Here is a 17,034-nt window from a genome sequence, read left to right as displayed (position 1 = left end):
TATCAACAAGAACGAATGACAAACGCCATGATTTAGCGGGGCCGGACATTCCCCGGCCGACGGTCGCCGGGACTGGCGCACAAACGCCGAAGCCGGCTCTCGACCGGCTTCGACAACCACCCGCTCACCTGCTGCGACGGGTCAGAGTGCGTCCTGGGAGTGACCTTCGGCCATGGCCACGATCACCTTGCGCGGGCCTTCGAACGGCGAGCGGGCATGGGCCGACAACATGTTGTCGAGCATCAGCACATCGCCCTCCTGCCACGGGAAGCTGATGGCGCATTCGTCGAGCACCGCACGTATCTGGCTCAACACTTCATCCTCGATGGGCGAACCGTCACCGTAGTAGACGTTACGCGGCAGGTCCTCTTCATCGACGATGTCCAGCAGGCTCTCACGCACCTCCGGTTGCAGGTTGGAGATGTGGAACAGGTGCGCCTGATTGAACCAGACCATGTCCCCGGTGACCGGATGCCGGGCCACTGCCTGACAGGTCTGGCGGGTACGCAGTTCGCCGTCGTCCTTCCATTCGCAGACAATGCCGTGGGCCTGGCAATAGGCCTCGACTTCGGCCTGGTCTTCGGTGTTGAACACATCTTCCCAGGCCACATCCAGGCCGTTGCCGAAGTTGCGCACATACATCAGACCCTTGCTGACAAAGCGCTCGCGGATCGCCACCGGGATCCGGCGATACACTTCGCGACTGTCGGCAATCGGCGTTTCGCCACCGGATCTGGCCGCGATCATGCTGTAGAACCAGATCTTCATCGGCCAGTCCCGGGAGTAGGCCTGCTCGTTATGCAGCGGAATACTCTGGTGCGCCGGGTATTCGGTGGAGGTGTACACCCCCTGGGTCACGTTGGTCCGTGGCGTGGAGCCGAACTCGTAGTTCAGCAATGGATGGCCGAAGCTCGCCGCAAACTCGCGAAAGCGCTCCGCGCCCTCCAGCCGGAATCCACGAAACAGCACGCCGCCGTCTTGCAGCAGATGCTCATCGACCAACTCTTTCAATTCGTCGAACACCGCCAGCAAGTCGGTATCGGCGTCGCTCGCCTCCACCAGCAGCGGCAGGCGACCGCGATGCGGCAACAACGGACGGACGGAAAATCCCTCAGCAACAGCCATGACTGGCCTCCTCAAAACACTCGATTGGTGAACCGCGCTTTACAGCGCCGGTGCCGCCGACAGCGCATGGCGCCGGTGATGGGCTTCCAGGTGATTCTTGAGCGTGCGGATGACCCGGGCTTCATGCTCATGAATGAAAAAGTGCCCACCGGTCATCATGTCCACCGAAAAACTGCCCAGCGTCTCTTTGCTCCAGCCGATCAACTGTTCGGTGGTCGCCCGGTCTTCCTTGCCGCCCAGCACATGCACCGGGCAATTGAGCAGTGGCCGCTCGATCGGCGTGAAGCGTCCGCACATCATGAAATCGGCGCGCAGGACCGGCAGCGTCAGGCTCATCAGCTCCTGATTGGCCAGTACTTCTTCGCTGGTGCCCTGAAAGGTGCGCAGCTGTTCGATCAGCTCTTCGTCGCTGCGCGGCTCGGAAAAACCTCGGTCGTAATCGCTGCGCATGCTCGGGGCGGCGGTGCCGGAGGCGAACAGCGCCACCGGCTCGGGGGCTCCAAGATCGCGAAAGGCGTGGGCCAGCTCGCACGCGAGCAGCGCGCCCAGGCTATGCCCGAATAGCGCATAGGGCGCTTGCAGCGAAGGTTTATGCTCGCGAGCGAGTTGCCGGGCCAGGGCCCGCATGTCGATTTGCAGGGGTTCGTCGTAGCGCGCGCCGCGTCCGGGCAACTCCACCGGTTGCAGTTGCATCCACGACGGCAGCTGGCGCCGCCAGCGGCTGTAGACCATGGCGCTGGCGCCCGAATAGGGCAGGCACAGCAGTGTCAGCTTTGTCACCGCGTTTACCTCAATGGGTTATCTGTAAAAGAGAACGGATGAGGCACGACGGGAATTAGTCCGGGTGACGATCACTTCAAATGACGGAAACTCTGCACCGCCGAGCCCAGCACCACCGCCCCGGCGGCAATCGCCAGCCAGAAGCCGCTGCGCGCACCGAATGCGTCCACCAGCGCGCCGGAACCGGCGGCGCCGATGGCCACGCCGATGCTCAGACCGGTCACCAGCCAGGTCAGGCCTTCGGTGAGTTTGGCTGGCGGCACGATACGCTCGATCAACGCCATCGCCACGATCAGGGTCGGCGAGAAGAACAGCCCGGCGATAAACACCGCGACGGCCAACCCGAAAATATTGCTCGCCAGCAACAACGGCAGCGTGGTCACCGCCGTCGCCAGACCGCCGTAGAGAAACAGCCGCGGCAACGGCAACTTCGAGCGCATCGCGCCGAAGGCGATACCGGCCAGACAGGAACCGATGGCGTACACCGAGAGCACGATGCTGGCCGCCGCCGGCTGACCCTGCTGCTGGGCGAACGCGACGCTGACCACATCCACCACGCCGACAATCACGCCCATGGCGAGCATCAACGCCAGCAGCCATTGCACGTCGGTCGAACGAATGATCGAACCCTGATGCTGCGATTCGTGCGGATGCACCGGCGGCTCAGTGCTGCGCTGGGCGACGAACGCCGTGACGCCGATAGCCAACATCAACAGCGCCGCCAGCGGCCCGGCCTCGGGAAACACGCCGACGCACAAGCCTACCGACAGCGGCGGGCCAACGATAAAGCAGACTTCGTCGAGCACCGACTCCAGCGCATAAGCGGTCTGTAACTGCGGCTGGCCGCGATAGATTTCGGTCCAGCGCGCCCGCGCCATCGCCGACATGCTTGGCATGCAACCGGCGAGTGCGGCGCAGACAAACAACGTCCAGGTCGGCGCCTGCAAGCGGGTGCACAACAGCAACATCAGCAGCGCTCCCCCGCCGATCAGCGCTGCCACCGGCAGCACCCGCCCCTGACCAAAGCGGTCCACCAGCCGCGACACCTGCGGTGCGCAAAACGCCGTGGCCAACGCAAACGTCGCCGCCACCCCACCCGCCAACGCATAGCCGCCGGTCAATTGCGAAAGCATGGTGATCACGCCGATGCCGGTCATGGAAATCGGCATGCGCGCGATCATCGCGGCAATCACAAAAGCCCGGGCGCCGGGGGCGTTGAACAGTTCGCGGTAAGGGTTTGCCATCGGATGCAGCCTCATCAGGGGCGGCCAAGTTGCCACAAAGCCTGACGGCCGGGGAAGCGAGGAATTGTTGGTGGAATGTGAAGTCCCTGTGGCGTGCAGGGCCAATCGCTGCCGCATAAAGCTGTCGATGATTTCATGTACGCGGATGAACTCTCGCCGCCGCCCATCAGTCAGCTAAATAAGCTCTCAACCCAAGGCGCGACCCTGCATGCAGATTTCCCTCGCCCGCCAAGTGGCTCTTGTCACCGGCGCCAGTTCCGGCATCGGCCACGGCGCCGCCAAAGCCCTGGCTGCCGCCGGTGCTGCCGTGGTCATCAACTACAACCGTCAGGCCGAACCCGCCGAAGCGCTGGCCCGGCAGATCGTCGCCGACGGTGGACAGGCCATCGCCATCGGCGCCGATGTCTCGAAGGAAGAAGACGTGGAGCGTCTGTTCCAGCAGACCCTCGACGCCTTCGGCACATTGGACATTCTGGTGGCCAATTCCGGCCTGCAAAAAGACGCGGCGGCTGTGGATATGTCGCTGGCCGACTGGAATGCGGTGATCGGCGTCAACCTCACCGGCCAGTTCCTCTGCGCCCGCGCCGCGCTGCGGATCTTCAACCGCCAGGGCGTGCGCGAAGGCGTGTCGCGAGCCGCCGGCAAGATCATCCACATGAGCTCGGTGCACCAGCGCATTCCCTGGGCCGGGCACGTTAACTACGCAGCGTCCAAGGGCGGCGTCGATCAGTTGATGCAGACTTTGGCCCAGGAAGTCAGCCACCAGCGCATCCGCATCAACGGCATCGCACCGGGGGCGATCCGCACGGCCATCAATAAGGACGCCACCGAAGGCGACGCCGCAAAGGACCTGCTCAAACTCATCCCCTACGGTCGCATCGGCGATGTCGAGGACGTGGCCAACGCGGTGGTGTTTCTCGCCTCCGATGCCTCCGACTACATCGTCGGCACCACCCTGTTCATCGACGGCGGCATGAGCCTCTATCCGGAGTTCCGTGGCAATGGCTGAGCATCAATCCGAACGACAAAGCCCCATCGACGCCCACGGCATCATTGGCGACATGCGCAGCGCCGCGCTGGTCAACGACAAGGGCAGCGTGGATTTCTTCTGCTGGCCGGAGTTCGACAGTCCGTCGATCTTCTGTTCGCTGCTCGATACCCCCGACGCGGGGATTTTCCAGTTGGCTCCGGATCTGCCCGATGCCCGACGCGAGCAGATTTACCTGCCGGACACCAACGTCCTGCAAACCCGCTGGCTCAGCGATCACGCCGTGGTGGAAATCACCGACCTGCTGCCCATCGGCGACAACGACGATGCCCTGCCGCTGTTGATGCGCCGGGTGCGGGTGGTCAGCGGGCAGGCGACGTTTCATCTGCGCTGCGCCGTTCGGCATGACTATGCCCGCGCTGAAACGCGCGCCGTCATCGATAAAAAGGATGTGCTGTTCAGCGCCAGCGGGCAGCCGACGCTGCGACTGGCCTCGGATCAAACCCTGAGCGTCGATAACGCTGCGGCAGTCGGACAGTTCACCCTCAAGCAGGATCAAACGGCAGCGTTCATGCTCGGCGCCAGCGACGATCCGCGCTTTGCCGAAGGCGCCGCGCAGCTGTGCATCGAACGCACGTTGAAGTTCTGGCGCGACTGGATCGGCCAGTCCAACTATCGCGGTCGCTGGCGAGAAATGGTCAACCGTTCGGCCCTGGCCCTGAAGCTGCTGACCTCGCGCCAGCACGGCGCAATCCTCGCTGCCGCCACCTTCGGCCTGCCGGAAACACCCGGCGGCGAACGTAACTGGGACTACCGCTACACCTGGATCCGCGACGCTTCCTTCACCGTTTACGCCTTCATGCGCCTGGGCTTTGTCGACGAAGCCAACGCCTACATGCGCTGGCTGCGCGGGCGGGTCAGCGATTGCAGCGGCCAGTCGTCGATGAAGCTGAACATCCTCTATGCGATCGACGGCCGTCAGGAACTGCCGGAAACCGAACTCACGCATTTGTCGGGACATGGCGGTGCAAAACCGGTGCGCATCGGCAATGGCGCCTACGACCAGATTCAACTGGATATCTTCGGCGAACTGATGGACGCCGTTTATCTGGTCAACAAGTACGGCGACGCGATTTCCCACGAAGGCTGGAAACATGTGATGGAAGTGGTCGATCAGGTCTGTGAGACCTGGCAGACCAAGGATGTGGGCATCTGGGAAATGCGCGGTGAGCAACATCACTTCCTGCACTCGCGACTGATGTGCTGGGTGGCGCTGGACCGGGCGATCCGCCTGGCCTCGAAACGCTCGCTACCAGCGCCGTTCGCCCGCTGGGACCAGACCCGTCAGGCGATCCATGCCGACATCTGGGACAACTTCTGGAACGAAGAGTGCGGGCATTTCGTGCAGTACCAGGGCGGCACGGCGCTGGACGGCTCGATGTTGCTGATGCCGTTGGTGAGGTTCGTCAGCGCCAAGGATCCGAAATGGCTGGCGACGCTGGAAGCCATCGAAAAACACTTGGTGCGTGACGGCATGGTTTATCGCTATCGCAATGACGATGCGGGTATCGACGGATTGTCCGGCACCGAAGGCGCCTTCGCCGCGTGTTCATTCTGGTACGTGGAATGTCTGGCCCGCGCCGGGCAAGTAGAAAAGGCCCACCTGGAATTCGAACAATTGCTGCGCTACGCCAATCCGCTGGGGTTGTACGCGGAAGAGTTCGACAACCGAGGCCGGCATCTGGGCAACACACCACAGGCATTGACGCATCTGGCGCTGATCAGCGCGGCGAGTTTTCTGGATCGCAAGTTGAGTGGGGAGAAGAATTACTGGCAGCCGTAGTCATCCTTCTTCGCTAGTGCCTGTAAGAAAGATCTCAACTCCGATCGCCGTTTGTAGGATGACTACCTACGAACGGCAAACACCCCCGAGCCTTGCGGTTGAAGGGCTGGCCCACACAATCGATTCCTTTCGATACAACTTGTTGATGGCACGGCCTACAGAAACCTGCCAACCCCGTTAACGCTTGGCCCACAACTCACACTTACACCCCGAAATACCTTGTTGCCAGCTGTTACATCGCCCCCTACCATCCACCGCAACGGGCACAGCGGAGCTGTCCAATAAAAACCCGATTCAAGGAACCAGAATGAGCCAACGCATCCACCGCCAGATCGATACCCCACTACGCACCGGCCTCAAGCGCGACGAACTGTGGGAAGCCGCCGACAAAGGCCTGATCAAATGCTGGGAAATTGGCCGCCAGCGCGCCACCCGCTTCCCCGACCTCGCTCAACGCTGCAGCGCCGATGAACTGCCGGTGCTGGGTTGGAAAGGCGGGGTCAGTCGCAGCCTGAAGAAGAATGAAAAATACGGATCACTGAAATACCTCGCCCAGTGGCAGGGGTTGCGTGGGGAAGATCTGGATATTGATCTGGCTGCCGAACGGGTCATGACCTGCTCGCGGACGAAAATGGTGGTGACGTTTACGCCGGATCGGAGCAAGTATTTTAATCAGGTGGCGGAAGCCGAGGTGTAAGGAGACTTTCCATGACCCGTGCCGAAATCCGATTCAGCCACACCCCAAGCCTGACCATCGGCTATGAGCATCACGGCCCGGAAAACGGCACGCCGGTCATCCTCCTCCACGGCTTCCCCTACTCCCCCCGCGCCTACGACGAAATCGCCCCGCCCCTCGCTGCCCTGGGCTACCGGGTGATCGTGCCGTACTTGCGCGGTTACGGCCCGACCCGTTTCAACAGCCCGGACACGCCGCGTTCCGGCCAGCAAGCGGCGCTGGCGCAGGATCTGCTGGATCTGATGGATGCACTGGGGATCGAACAAGCGACATTGTGCGGTTACGACTGGGGCGGTCGGGCGGCGTGCATTGTGGCGGCGCTGTTTCCCGAGCGTGTGCGCGGTTTGGTGACGGGCGACGGCTACAACCTGCAAGACATTCCGAATTCGATCCAGCCGCTGGATCCGCAGAGCGAGCATCGCTACTGGTATCAGTACTACTTCCATACGCCCCGTGGCGTTGAAGGGCTGACGCAAAACCGGCGGGCGCTGTGCGAGTTGCTCTGGCAGTTGTGGTCACCGACCTGGGCGCGGAACGCCGAGCGTTATCCGCTGAGCGCGCCGGCGTTCGATAACCCGGACTTCGTCGAGGTGGTGATTCACTCTTATCGCCATCGCTTCATGTATGCGCCGGGCGATCCGGCGCTGGAGTGGATGGAGCAGGCGCTGGAGAAACAACCGGCGATCGGCGTGCCGACGATTTCGCTGTGCGGTGCGGATGATGGCGTTGGCCCGGCGCCGGAAGACGATGAAGATGCCCACCACTTCACCGGGATTTACGAGCGGCGGGTGCTGGCGGGTGTCGGGCATAACATTCCCGAGGAAGCGCCGGGCGAAACGCTCAAGGCATTACTGGATCTGCTCCAGCGCTGACCGAAAACCGCTCCCGATAAGCCTGCGGCGTCACGCCCATGGCTCGCAGGAAACTGCGTCTTAACGTCTCTTCACTGCCAAATCCACAATTGGCCGCGACCCGTTTGATCGGCAATCCGGTATCGCTCAGCAATCGGCGGGCGGTTTCGACGCGGATCAGTTCGATGGCGCGGGCCGGGGTCTGGCCGGTGTCGGCGCGATAGTGGCGCACGAAGCTGCGCTCGCTCATGCCGGCCTGTTCGGCGAGGGTCGGGATGCCCAGGTCGCAAGTCAGGTGTTCGGCAATCCACGCGTGTAAATCATCGAAGCGGTTGCCCTGTTTTTGCAGCGACAGCGTCACGCTGAATTGCGACTGCCCGCCCGGGCGTTTGAGGAACACCACCAGTTGCCGGGCGACGTCCAGGGCCATGTCGCGACCTAGGTCGTCTTCGACCATGGCCAGCGCCAAGTCGATGCCGGCGGTGACGCCCGCCGAGGTCCAGACGGGGCCATCGTTGATGAAGATCGGATTGGGCTCGACCTGCAATTGCGGGTGCTGCTGCGCCAGTTGTTCGCAACGGGTCCAGTGGGTGACGACCCGGCGACCGTCGAGCCAGCCGCTGGCGGCCAGTAGAAATGCGCCAGTGCAGACCGAAGCCACGCGCCGGCAGCCGCTCGCATGTTCACGCACCCAACTCACCAGCTCGGCATCTTCCGCAGCGGCATAAACGCCCCAGCCGCCGGCGATGATCAGCGTATCGCTGGGCTGCGGCGGCAGCGGCTCGGCCAACATCGCCAACCCGGCGGACGAGTTCACCGCCCCGCCACCGCTGGCAATCACCGTTGGCGCGTACGGCGCAGGCAAACCCTGCTGGCGGGCGATGTCGTTGGCCGAGGCGAAGACCTGCAACGGCCCGGTGACATCGAGCAATTGCACATTGGCGAACGCGAGTACGTGGATGGTTTTCGGCATTTGGCGTAATTCGTGGGCTGATTGGCGTATGCGCCAAAACCTACGCGCCTACAGTGAAGCCGTCTACCCCCCTTTTCACGGAGAAGAACCATGGCGTTGCAGATCGGTTTTCTGTTGTTTCCCCAAGTGCAGCAACTCGACCTGACCGGCCCGTACGACGTGCTGGCCTCATTGCCGGACGTGCAGGTGCATCTGATCTGGAAGGATCTGGTGCCGGTCACCGCCAGCACCGGGCTGGTGCTGAAACCGACCACCACCTTCGAGGATTGCCCGGCTCTGGACGTAATCTGCGTACCCGGTGGCGCCGGGGTCGGGCCGTTGATGGAAGATGAACAGACGCTGGCGTTCATCAAGGCGCAAGCGGCGCAGGCGCGGTACGTGACGTCGGTGTGCACCGGTTCGCTGGTGCTCGGGGCGGCGGGCCTGTTGCAGGGCAAACGGGCGACCACGCACTGGGCCTATCACGATCTGCTGCCGACACTGGGCGCGATCGCGGTGAAGGATCGGGTGGTGCGAGACGGCAATCTGTTTACCGGGGGCGGTATCACGGCGGGGATCGATTTTGCTCTGACCCTGGCGCAGGAACTGGTGGGAGTCGATACGGCACAACTGGTGCAGTTGCAGCTGGAATATGCGCCGGCGCCGCCGTTTGATTCGGGCAGCCCGGACACGGCGCCGAGTGCTGTTGTCGATGAAGCCCGCAAGCGTGCGGCGCCTTCGCTGAAGTTGCGTACTGAAATCACCGAGCGTGCGGCGGCAAAGCTCAACCTGCGCTGACATTTCAGCCACACCCGAGAACTTGTGGGAGCTGGCTTGCCAGCGATAGCGGTGAGTCAGTTAATGAAGATGTCGACTGTGCAGACGCCATCGCTGGCAAGCCAGCTCCCACAGGTCTCAGTGTCAGCCACAGGTTTGCGTGTTGTCCCGGTTTCTCGCCACACCTTCACTTGTCCCTTCGCCCCCACCCGTGTAGAAAGCCTGTCCACAAATCGTGCACAAGGACTTTCCATGACAGCTCTGCCATGGCTCTATCTCGGGCTTCTCAGCCTTGGTTACGGATTGGCGCTGAGTTTCGGCCAGCTCGGCTGGCTGGCGCTGATCTCCATTGCACTGCTGGTTTTCGCCGGTTACGCCGTGCGCCAGCAAACCGTGCCGGTCGGGCGCTATCTCGGCCATGGCCTGTTTATCGTGCTGGCTCTGGCGCTGGCCCTGCACTGGCTGCCGGGTTTCTACAACGGCCGGGCCATCGAGCCGCAGCGCTTCACCGACAACGCCGTGCCGTTCTCGATGTACCTGAATCTCGACAAACCGCTGATTGGTTTCTGGCTGCTACTGGTCTGCCCATGGATCGTCGCGCGTCGTTCGTTGCGCCTGACGGTTTACGCCACCGCGCTGGCACTGACGTTGAGTGTGATTCTGGCGCTCGGCGGTGCGGTGTTGCTGGACATGATCACCTGGGCGCCGAAATGGCCGGATCAGGCGTGGCTGTGGGTGCTGAACAATCTGCTGCTGGTGACGCTGGTCGAAGAGGCGCTGTTTCGCGGCTATATCCAGGGCGGCCTGAGCCGACGTTTCAAACACCTGCCCTACGGCGAAAACCTCGCGCTGCTGCTGGCGTCCCTGCTGTTCGGCCTGGTGCATGTGGGCGCTGGCTGGCAATGGGTGTTGCTGGCGAGCCTGGCGGGTGTCGGCTATGGTCTGGCCTACCGTTTTGGCGGGCTCGGTGCGGCGATCGCCACGCATTTTGGCCTGAACCTGCTGCATTTCGGCCTGTTCACCTATCCGATGCTCGCGGGTTGAAGCAAGGGCCGTTTTGCGACGCCGTACTTATAAATGAAAAAAAATTTCAATAAATGGCCGACCCCGCCGACAACCTTTCAAAGCCTTGCGGATTGAAAAACCATGCGTAACAACCAGCCCATTACACAACGCGAACGGACTTTCCCGGCTCAGCAACGGTTGATTTCCACAACCGACGCCAAGGGCGTGATCACCTACTGCAACGACGCTTTCGTCGAAATCAGCGGGTTTTCGCGTGAGGAACTGATCCGTGCGCCGCACAACCTGGTTCGTCACCCTGACGTGCCGGCGGCGGTGTTTTCGCACATGTGGGGCACACTGAAACAAGGCTTGCCATGGATGGGCATTGTCAAGAATCGCTGCAAGACCGGTGATCACTACTGGGTGAACGCCTATGTAACGCCGGTGTTCGACGGCAATCAGGTGGTCGGTTACGAGTCGGTGCGGGTCAAACCCACCGCCGAACAGATCCGCCGTGCCGAAGCGCTCTACCAACGCATCAACCAGGGCAAGTCGGCGATTCCTTCGAGCGACAAGTGGCTGCCGATTGTGCAGGACTGGCTGCCGTTCATTCTGGTCAGCCAGTTGAGCTTCATGATCGGCGCCACCCTCAACTCGCAGTGGGGCTTCGCCCTCGCCGCCGGTCTGTCGGTGCCGCTGGGCCTGCTGGGCCTGCAATGGCAACAACGCGGGCTCAAGCGCCTGCTGCGTCTGGCCGAGCAGACCACCTCCGACCCGTTGATCGCGCAGATGTACACCGACAGCCGTGGCGCCCAGGCGCGTCTGGAAATGTCGATCCTCAGCCAGGAAGCGCGCCTGAAAACCTGCCTGACCCGTCTGCAGGACACCGCCGAGCACCTGACCGATCAGGCCAAGCAATCCGACGCCCTGGCGCACAACAGCTCCAGCGGTCTGGAACGTCAGCGCGTGGAAACCGAACAGGTCGCCACCGCCGTCAACCAGATGGCCGCCACCACGCAAGAAGTGGCGAGCCACGTCCAACGCACCGCCGACGCCACCCAGGAAGCCAACCGCCTGACCGGTCGCGGCCGCGACATCGCCGGCGAAACCCGCGAAGCCATCCAGCGCCTGTCGGTCGTGGTCGGTGAAACCGGCCTGACCGTGACCCAACTGGCCAAGGACAGCGACGAAATCGGTGGCGTGGTCGACGTGATCAAAGGCATCGCCGACCAGACCAACCTGCTCGCGCTCAACGCTGCCATTGAAGCAGCGCGTGCCGGCGAGATGGGCCGTGGTTTTGCCGTGGTCGCCGACGAAGTCCGCCAGCTGGCGCAACGCACCAGCGAATCCACAGGCCAGATCCACGCCCTGATCGCCAAACTGCAACAGACTGCGTCCAGCGCCGTACAAACCATGGAAGCCGGGCATCGCCAGGCGGAAGAAGGTGTAGCGCGGGTTCTGGAAGCGGACCAGGCCTTGGTCGGCATCAGCGAAGCGGTGGCCAACATCACCGACATGACCACCCAGATCGCCGCCGCAACCGAAGAGCAAAGTGCCGTGGCTGAAGAAATCAGCCGCAACATCAGCAACATCTCGGAACTGGCGGACCAGACTTCGGAACAGGCGCATAACTCGGCGTTGCTGAGTGAAGAGCTGACCAAGACTGCCAACACGCAATACTCGTTGGTGGAGCGGTTTAACCGCTGATTGTTCTGGCAATAAAGAAACCCCGGAGAGCGAAAGCTTCCGGGGTTTTTATTGCCTGTCTGAAATGGATGTCGCCAGAACCGCCCTCTTCGTGGGCAAGCCCACTCCCACAGGGTTTCGCATTGGCCACAAGATCTCGCAACACCACCACCCATTGTGGGAGCGGGCTTGCCCGCGAAGAGGCCCAGTCTGCCGGCGAAAATCTCATTCAAAAAGCGCGGACAGTGCCTACAACTGAATCAGACCCAACTGACTGGCACGCGTTGAAGCCCGGCTCTACTTTGTCGTTCAAACCTATTCACACGGGGCTAGCCAACATGAATACATCACCTACGCAGAATCCGATGATCAGGACTGACAAACCTGTGAGAAAGGAAGTCCGGGGTGAACTGACATCCCTTGATGTGCGGCGAGCGGCACGTGATGGACAGAAAGCATTCGATAAATTTTTGATCACTGGCAGGCTGTGACCTTTTGATATCGATGAAAAAACCGGAAGCCAAACGCTTCCGGTTTTTTGTGCCGCTTACTCCTTCGGCACGAGGTTATCCAACGCCTGATTCACCGCCAACTCGCCCAACATCACCACTTGCGCAATGCCCAACAGGGTCTTGCGATTCGGCCCTTCCAGCAGGCCGGCAAAGTCACCGAGCATGACCGTGGCTGACGCGAGGGACTCGCAGGCATTGGCCAGCAAGGACTCGGTGTCGGTTTGCGGGTTGACCATGAACATGTCGTTTGGGGTGTAGGGCGTGGCCATGATTTGGGCTGCGGGGGTCAGGTAATAGTCGAGGGCGCGTTCGGCGGCGTCGTGGAGTTTTCTTGAATCGGGAAATTCGTAGGGGGACACCGGATCTTCTAACGGTGGAATGACGGTCTTGGACATCAGCTGGAACTCCGGAAAGAGTCGCTTGAGGTTTTTTATAGATGGCTGCCAGGCAGCGAGGGGACAAGCCCCTCACCGAGGCGGCAACTACCGCGAGACGTGATGGTTATCCAGCACACGATTGACCAGCAGCTCACTCAGCATGATGACCTGCTGCAGAATCTGCATCGCCTTGCGCTGCGACGGATCGACGGTGTCGCCGAGGTCCCGAGCCATGTCACTGGCCGACGACAGCGTTTCGCACGCTTCGACCAGCAGCGTTTCGTCATCCATTGTTGGATTGACCAGATAGATCTTGCCGGGCTTGCGCGATGGTTTGGACGTCTTCTGCGCCCCAGGATCGAGGTAATGATTGATCGCCCGCTCGGTGGCCGTTTTTATGTTTTCGGCTTCGAGTGCGGCGTCGTAGGGGATTGAATCGGTTTCTGGCGGGTTTGGTGTGGCTTTGAACATAGATAGAACTCCAATTCGAAAAAATAGGAGCCATCACCCTCGCTACCAAACGGCGGGTGGCGGCCATGCGCGGGTTGGTAGACCGGTCGAATTGGGAAACCCGGCGCTCACGAATGAGCCCCACGCATGCCCACCATACAAAGCTGCACCTCAGAAAAGAGACAGCATTGAAGGTGTCGCAATAACCACAACTCGAATCGGGCTACCAAACCCAGCCACTTTTCAGTGACAGGGAAACGATATAGCCCCCTCCAAGCTGCGTAAGCCGGCGGATTCTGGCGTACGCGTAGGCAACGACGCAAGGTGTTGTAGCCCTTATGGCGTAACGGTTCGTGTACTTTAAACGTCGGCACGCGATCGTGTTTATTCGCTGGAAATGCCGGGCTGGGGGAGCTTTCAGTTTTGGTGGTGTGTCAGTGAAACCTTCCCCCTCACCCTAGCCCTCTCCCCGAGGGAGAGGGGACTGACCGAGGTGTCTGGGCGAGGTACGCCGACGTGAAATACCGAGGTGAACTCTGGCCTTAAAAAGCAAACATCCCGCTTCTAAGCACTCAACACGATGAGCGTTAGCTCGAGTAAAGCTTTTGATCTTCGGGCCCCTTCGGCAGGCTGAGTGGAGGGATTCGTCCGGGGGTGGGAGCGCAGCGACCGTTTGGCGAAGCCAAACACATCGAGAGGAGGTGCAGCGAAGCAAACCGTAGGCGATGCCCCCCGGACGAATCCCGGAACGAAGGAACCCCGAGCCTCAGCGAGGGGCCGAACGCCGGGGCCTAGACCTTTTGGTTACTTTTGGGGCGTTTGCCAAAAGTGACCCGCCGTAAGGGCGGAACCCTAAGCGGCCATAACCGCAGCAACGGATATGCCCCCAAAAAAAGCCTCAACGAAGAAACCCGGCAACCCTCTCCGCCGCCGAAGCCAAATGCTGCTCATGCGTAAACCCGGAAACCTTGAGCGGCTTCAAATCATGATCCCCAGAGGCCAACCAAAACACCTCAATACTCGGCGATAGATCGTAAGCCTCAACAGCGTCCCGATTGCCAAGCGCATCCCGCTCCCCCTGAACAATCAACGTCCGAGTCTTCAACCCAGCCAAATGCTCAACCCGAGGCTTCTCCGGTTTCCCAACCGCATAAAACGGATAACCCAAGCAAACCAACGCATCAGCCCCCAACTCATCAGCCAGGAGACTGGCCATCCGCCCCCCCATCGACTTCCCGCCAACCGCCACAACCCCAGCGACATGACGTCGCACTTCAGCGAAAACCTCACGCCAGCACTCCTGCAATTTCCCCGCAGGATTCGGCGGCCGCTTGACCCCGTCAACCCGCCGCTGCGCCATATAAGGAAACTCAAACCGCAACACATTCACCCCAAGCCCAGCAAGGCGCCCAGCCATATCCGTCATCCACTCACTGTCCATCGGCGCCCCGGCACCATGGGCAAGAATGAGAGTCGCCGAAGCCTCCCCAACAGCGCCATCCCAAAGCCACCCGTGATCCCGCAGGCACTGCGCCCATTGATCCCCGTCAATACTGGCCTTGTGCTGTTTGTCCATGCTTGCCTCGCTTTTAGTCTGCCTATAACTCCAGGCGAAGGACGCGCTGTCGGCGCTCACTTCGGCTGAACCGTGGATGGGGAACCATGAACACTTCTATCAGTACCGCCTACAACTACAAGGTGGTCCGCCAATTCGCCATTATGACGGTGGTGTGGGGCATCGTCGGCATGGGGCTCGGGGTTTTTCTCGCGGCTCAATTGGTCTGGCCCGAACTCAACTTCAACCTGCCGTGGACCAGCTTCGGACGCCTGCGCCCGCTGCACACCAACGCGGTGATCTTCGCGTTCGGCGGCTGTGCCTTGTTCGCCAGTTCGTTCTACTCGGTGCAGCGCACCTGCCAGACGCAATTGTTTGCGCCGAAAATCGCCGCCTTCTGCTTCTGGGGCTGGCAGCTTGTGATTCTATTGGCGGCCATCAGCCTGCCACTGGGTTACACCAGTTCCAAGGAATACGCTGAGCTGGAATGGCCGATCGACATCCTGATCACCATCGTCTGGGTCGCCTACGCGATCGTGTTCTTCGGCACGATCATGCAGCGCAAGACCAAGCACATTTATGTGGGCAACTGGTTCTTCGGCGCGTTCATCATCACCGTGGCGATCCTGCACATCGTCAACAACCTTGAGTTACCGGTGAGCTTCACCAAGTCCTACTCGGTGTATGCCGGTGCGACCGACGCGATGGTGCAATGGTGGTACGGCCACAACGCCGTAGGCTTTTTCCTCACCGCCGGCTTCCTCGGGATGATGTACTACTTCGTGCCGAAACAGGCCGAACGTCCGGTGTATTCGTATCGCCTGTCGATCGTGCACTTCTGGGCGCTGATCACCCTGTACATCTGGGCCGGTCCGCACCACTTGCACTACACCGCGCTGCCGGACTGGGCGCAGTCGCTGGGCATGGTGATGTCGCTGGTACTGCTGGCGCCGAGCTGGGGCGGCATGATCAACGGCATGATGACCCTCTCGGGCGCCTGGCATAAGTTGCGCAGCGACCCGATCCTGCGCTTCCTGGTGGTGTCGCTGGCGTTCTACGGCATGTCGACCTTCGAAGGTCCGATGATGGCGATCAAGACGGTAAACGCCCTCTCCCACTACACCGACTGGACCATCGGCCACGTACACGCCGGCGCGCTCGGCTGGGTGGCGATGATTTCCATCGGCGCGCTGTACCACATGATCCCGAAAATCTTCGGCAAAGAGCAGATGCACAGTATCGGCCTGATCAACGCGCACTTCTGGCTCGCGACCATCGGCACCGTGCTCTACATCGCTTCGATGTGGGTCAACGGCATCGCCCAGGGCCTGATGTGGCGTGCAGTGAACGAGGACGGCACGCTGACCTACTCCTTCGTCGAAACCCTGGTGGCCAGCCACCCAGGCTTCGTCGTGCGGCTGATTGGCGGGGCGATCTTCCTCAGCGGCATGTTCCTGATGGCTTACAACACCTGGCGCACCGTGCGGGCCTCGCAGCCTGCTGACGTCGTTGCTGCCGCGCAGATGGCCTGAGGAGTCCGCCATGAAACACGAAACGATTGAAAAGAACGTCGGCCTGCTGATGCTGCTGATGGTGTTCGCCGTGAGCATCGGCGGCCTGACCCAGATCGTCCCGCTGTTCTTCCAGGACGTGACCAACAAACCGGTGGAAGGCATGAAGCCCTACACCGCGCTGCAACTGGAAGGCCGCGACATCTACATCCGCGAAGGCTGCGTCGGTTGCCACTCGCAGATGATCCGTCCGTTCCGCGCCGAAACCGAACGCTACGGGCACTACTCGGTGGCCGGCGAGAGCGTGTGGGATCACCCGTTCCTGTGGGGCTCGAAACGTACCGGTCCGGACCTGGCCCGGGTCGGCGCGCGCTACTCGGATGACTGGCACCGCGCGCACTTGTACAACCCGCGCAACGTTGTACCGGAATCAAAAATGCCGGCCTACCCATGGCTGGTCACCCAACCGGTCGACAGCAGCCACACCGAAACCAAGCTCAAGACCATGCGCACCCTCGGCGTGCCGTACACCGACGACGACATCAGCGGCGCGGTGGCCAGCCTCAAGGGCAAGACCGAAATGGACGCCCTCGTCTCCTACCTGCAAGTGCTTGGCACTGCGATCAAGAGCAAGAGGTGAGC

16 protein-coding genes are annotated in these 17,034 nt (G+C 61.4%); 9 read left to right on the top strand and 7 right to left on the bottom strand.

Translation table 11 applies throughout. The features are described from left to right. Positions 1 to 141: 141 nt before the first annotated feature. The 3 genes from AC07XZ_RS18380 to AC07XZ_RS18370 form a co-directional block, all read right to left on the bottom strand. Positions 142 to 1,125 carry a TauD/TfdA family dioxygenase gene (locus AC07XZ_RS18380; protein WP_102686974.1) on the bottom strand — a complete coding sequence of 328 codons (984 nt, stop codon included), beginning with the start codon at positions 1,123 to 1,125 and terminating at the stop codon, positions 142 to 144. 39 nt (positions 1,126 to 1,164) lie between these two features. Continuing rightward, positions 1,165 to 1,905, bottom strand: a complete 741-nt coding sequence (locus AC07XZ_RS18375; protein ID WP_039770083.1) for a thioesterase II family protein — start codon at positions 1,903 to 1,905, stop codon at positions 1,165 to 1,167. 71 nt (positions 1,906 to 1,976) lie between these two features. Further along, on the bottom strand, positions 1,977 to 3,149 hold the full coding sequence (locus tag AC07XZ_RS18370; protein WP_007956351.1) for an MFS transporter: 1,173 nt from the start codon (positions 3,147 to 3,149) through the stop codon (positions 1,977 to 1,979). A 208-nt stretch (positions 3,150 to 3,357) separates the two neighbouring features. Between AC07XZ_RS18370 and AC07XZ_RS18365 the strand changes: the two genes are divergently transcribed. The 4 genes from AC07XZ_RS18365 (at position 3,358) to AC07XZ_RS18350 (ending at position 7,588) form a co-directional block, all read left to right on the top strand. Beyond that, positions 3,358 to 4,158, top strand: coding sequence for a glucose 1-dehydrogenase (locus AC07XZ_RS18365; protein WP_102686973.1), 801 nt, complete (start codon positions 3,358 to 3,360; stop codon positions 4,156 to 4,158). Then, positions 4,151 to 5,980, top strand: a complete 1,830-nt coding sequence (locus AC07XZ_RS18360; protein ID WP_102686972.1) for a glycoside hydrolase family 15 protein — start codon at positions 4,151 to 4,153, stop codon at positions 5,978 to 5,980. Before AC07XZ_RS18365 ends, AC07XZ_RS18360 begins: the two co-directional genes overlap by 8 nt. 307 nt (positions 5,981 to 6,287) lie before the next feature. Further along, entirely contained in the window at positions 6,288 to 6,677 is a 390-nt protein-coding gene (locus tag AC07XZ_RS18355) for a hypothetical protein (RefSeq protein ID WP_102686971.1), read from the top strand. Between the two features lie 11 nt (positions 6,678 to 6,688). Beyond that, the gene (locus AC07XZ_RS18350; protein ID WP_102686970.1) at positions 6,689 to 7,588 is read left to right on the top strand and encodes an alpha/beta fold hydrolase; all 900 of its coding nucleotides are present in this window, start codon (positions 6,689 to 6,691) and stop codon (positions 7,586 to 7,588) included. Here AC07XZ_RS18350 and AC07XZ_RS18345 read toward each other — a convergent pair. Continuing rightward, complete coding sequence (locus AC07XZ_RS18345; protein WP_102686969.1) at positions 7,557 to 8,540, bottom strand: GlxA family transcriptional regulator; 984 nt, start codon at positions 8,538 to 8,540, stop codon at positions 7,557 to 7,559. The two genes, AC07XZ_RS18350 and AC07XZ_RS18345, sit on opposite strands and share 32 nt — an antisense overlap. A gap of 90 nt (positions 8,541 to 8,630) precedes the next feature. Here AC07XZ_RS18345 and inhA point away from each other — a divergent pair, with 90 nt between their 5' ends. The 3 genes from inhA (at position 8,631) to AC07XZ_RS18330 (ending at position 12,008) form a co-directional block, all read left to right on the top strand. Further along, positions 8,631 to 9,317 (top strand): isonitrile hydratase, encoded by a 687-nt coding sequence (gene inhA / locus AC07XZ_RS18340; RefSeq protein ID WP_102686968.1) that lies wholly within the window; start codon positions 8,631 to 8,633, stop codon positions 9,315 to 9,317. A 231-nt stretch (positions 9,318 to 9,548) separates the two neighbouring features. Then, positions 9,549 to 10,340 (top strand): CPBP family intramembrane glutamic endopeptidase, encoded by a 792-nt coding sequence (locus AC07XZ_RS18335; protein ID WP_102686967.1) that lies wholly within the window; start codon positions 9,549 to 9,551, stop codon positions 10,338 to 10,340. Positions 10,341 to 10,442: 102 nt separating this feature from the next. Then, positions 10,443 to 12,008 carry a methyl-accepting chemotaxis protein gene (locus tag AC07XZ_RS18330; protein WP_064594745.1) on the top strand — a complete coding sequence of 522 codons (1,566 nt, stop codon included), beginning with the start codon at positions 10,443 to 10,445 and terminating at the stop codon, positions 12,006 to 12,008. A gap of 526 nt (positions 12,009 to 12,534) precedes the next feature. Here the strand turns inward: AC07XZ_RS18330 and AC07XZ_RS18325 are convergent. The 3 genes from AC07XZ_RS18325 to AC07XZ_RS18315 all read right to left on the bottom strand — a co-directional run bounded on the left by AC07XZ_RS18325 (position 12,535) and on the right by AC07XZ_RS18315 (position 14,902). Next, positions 12,535 to 12,894: a DUF6124 family protein gene (locus AC07XZ_RS18325; protein ID WP_011333296.1), complete on the bottom strand. Its 360-nt coding sequence runs from the start codon at positions 12,892 to 12,894 to the stop codon at positions 12,535 to 12,537. 87 nt (positions 12,895 to 12,981) lie between these two features. Beyond that, a complete protein-coding gene (locus AC07XZ_RS18320; protein ID WP_085609007.1) occupies positions 12,982 to 13,347 on the bottom strand; it encodes a DUF6124 family protein in 366 nt (121 codons plus the stop codon). Positions 13,348 to 14,224: 877 nt separating this feature from the next. Further along, positions 14,225 to 14,902: an alpha/beta family hydrolase gene (locus AC07XZ_RS18315; protein ID WP_102686966.1), complete on the bottom strand. Its 678-nt coding sequence runs from the start codon at positions 14,900 to 14,902 to the stop codon at positions 14,225 to 14,227. 86 nt (positions 14,903 to 14,988) lie between these two features. Between AC07XZ_RS18315 and ccoN the strand changes: the two genes are divergently transcribed. Further along, positions 14,989 to 16,413, top strand: a complete 1,425-nt coding sequence (gene ccoN / locus AC07XZ_RS18310; RefSeq protein ID WP_007960356.1) for a cytochrome-c oxidase, cbb3-type subunit I — start codon at positions 14,989 to 14,991, stop codon at positions 16,411 to 16,413. A gap of 10 nt (positions 16,414 to 16,423) precedes the next feature. Next, positions 16,424 to 17,032: a cytochrome-c oxidase, cbb3-type subunit II gene (gene ccoO, locus AC07XZ_RS18305; RefSeq protein ID WP_039770055.1), complete on the top strand. Its 609-nt coding sequence runs from the start codon at positions 16,424 to 16,426 to the stop codon at positions 17,030 to 17,032. Positions 17,033 to 17,034: the final 2 nt, after the last annotated feature.

It is taken from the genome of Pseudomonas sp. GW458-11-26-14-LB4 (assembly GCF_059423925.1).
Note: the sequence above shows the minus strand (reverse complement) of the source record. Positions and strands in the feature narration are given on the sequence as shown.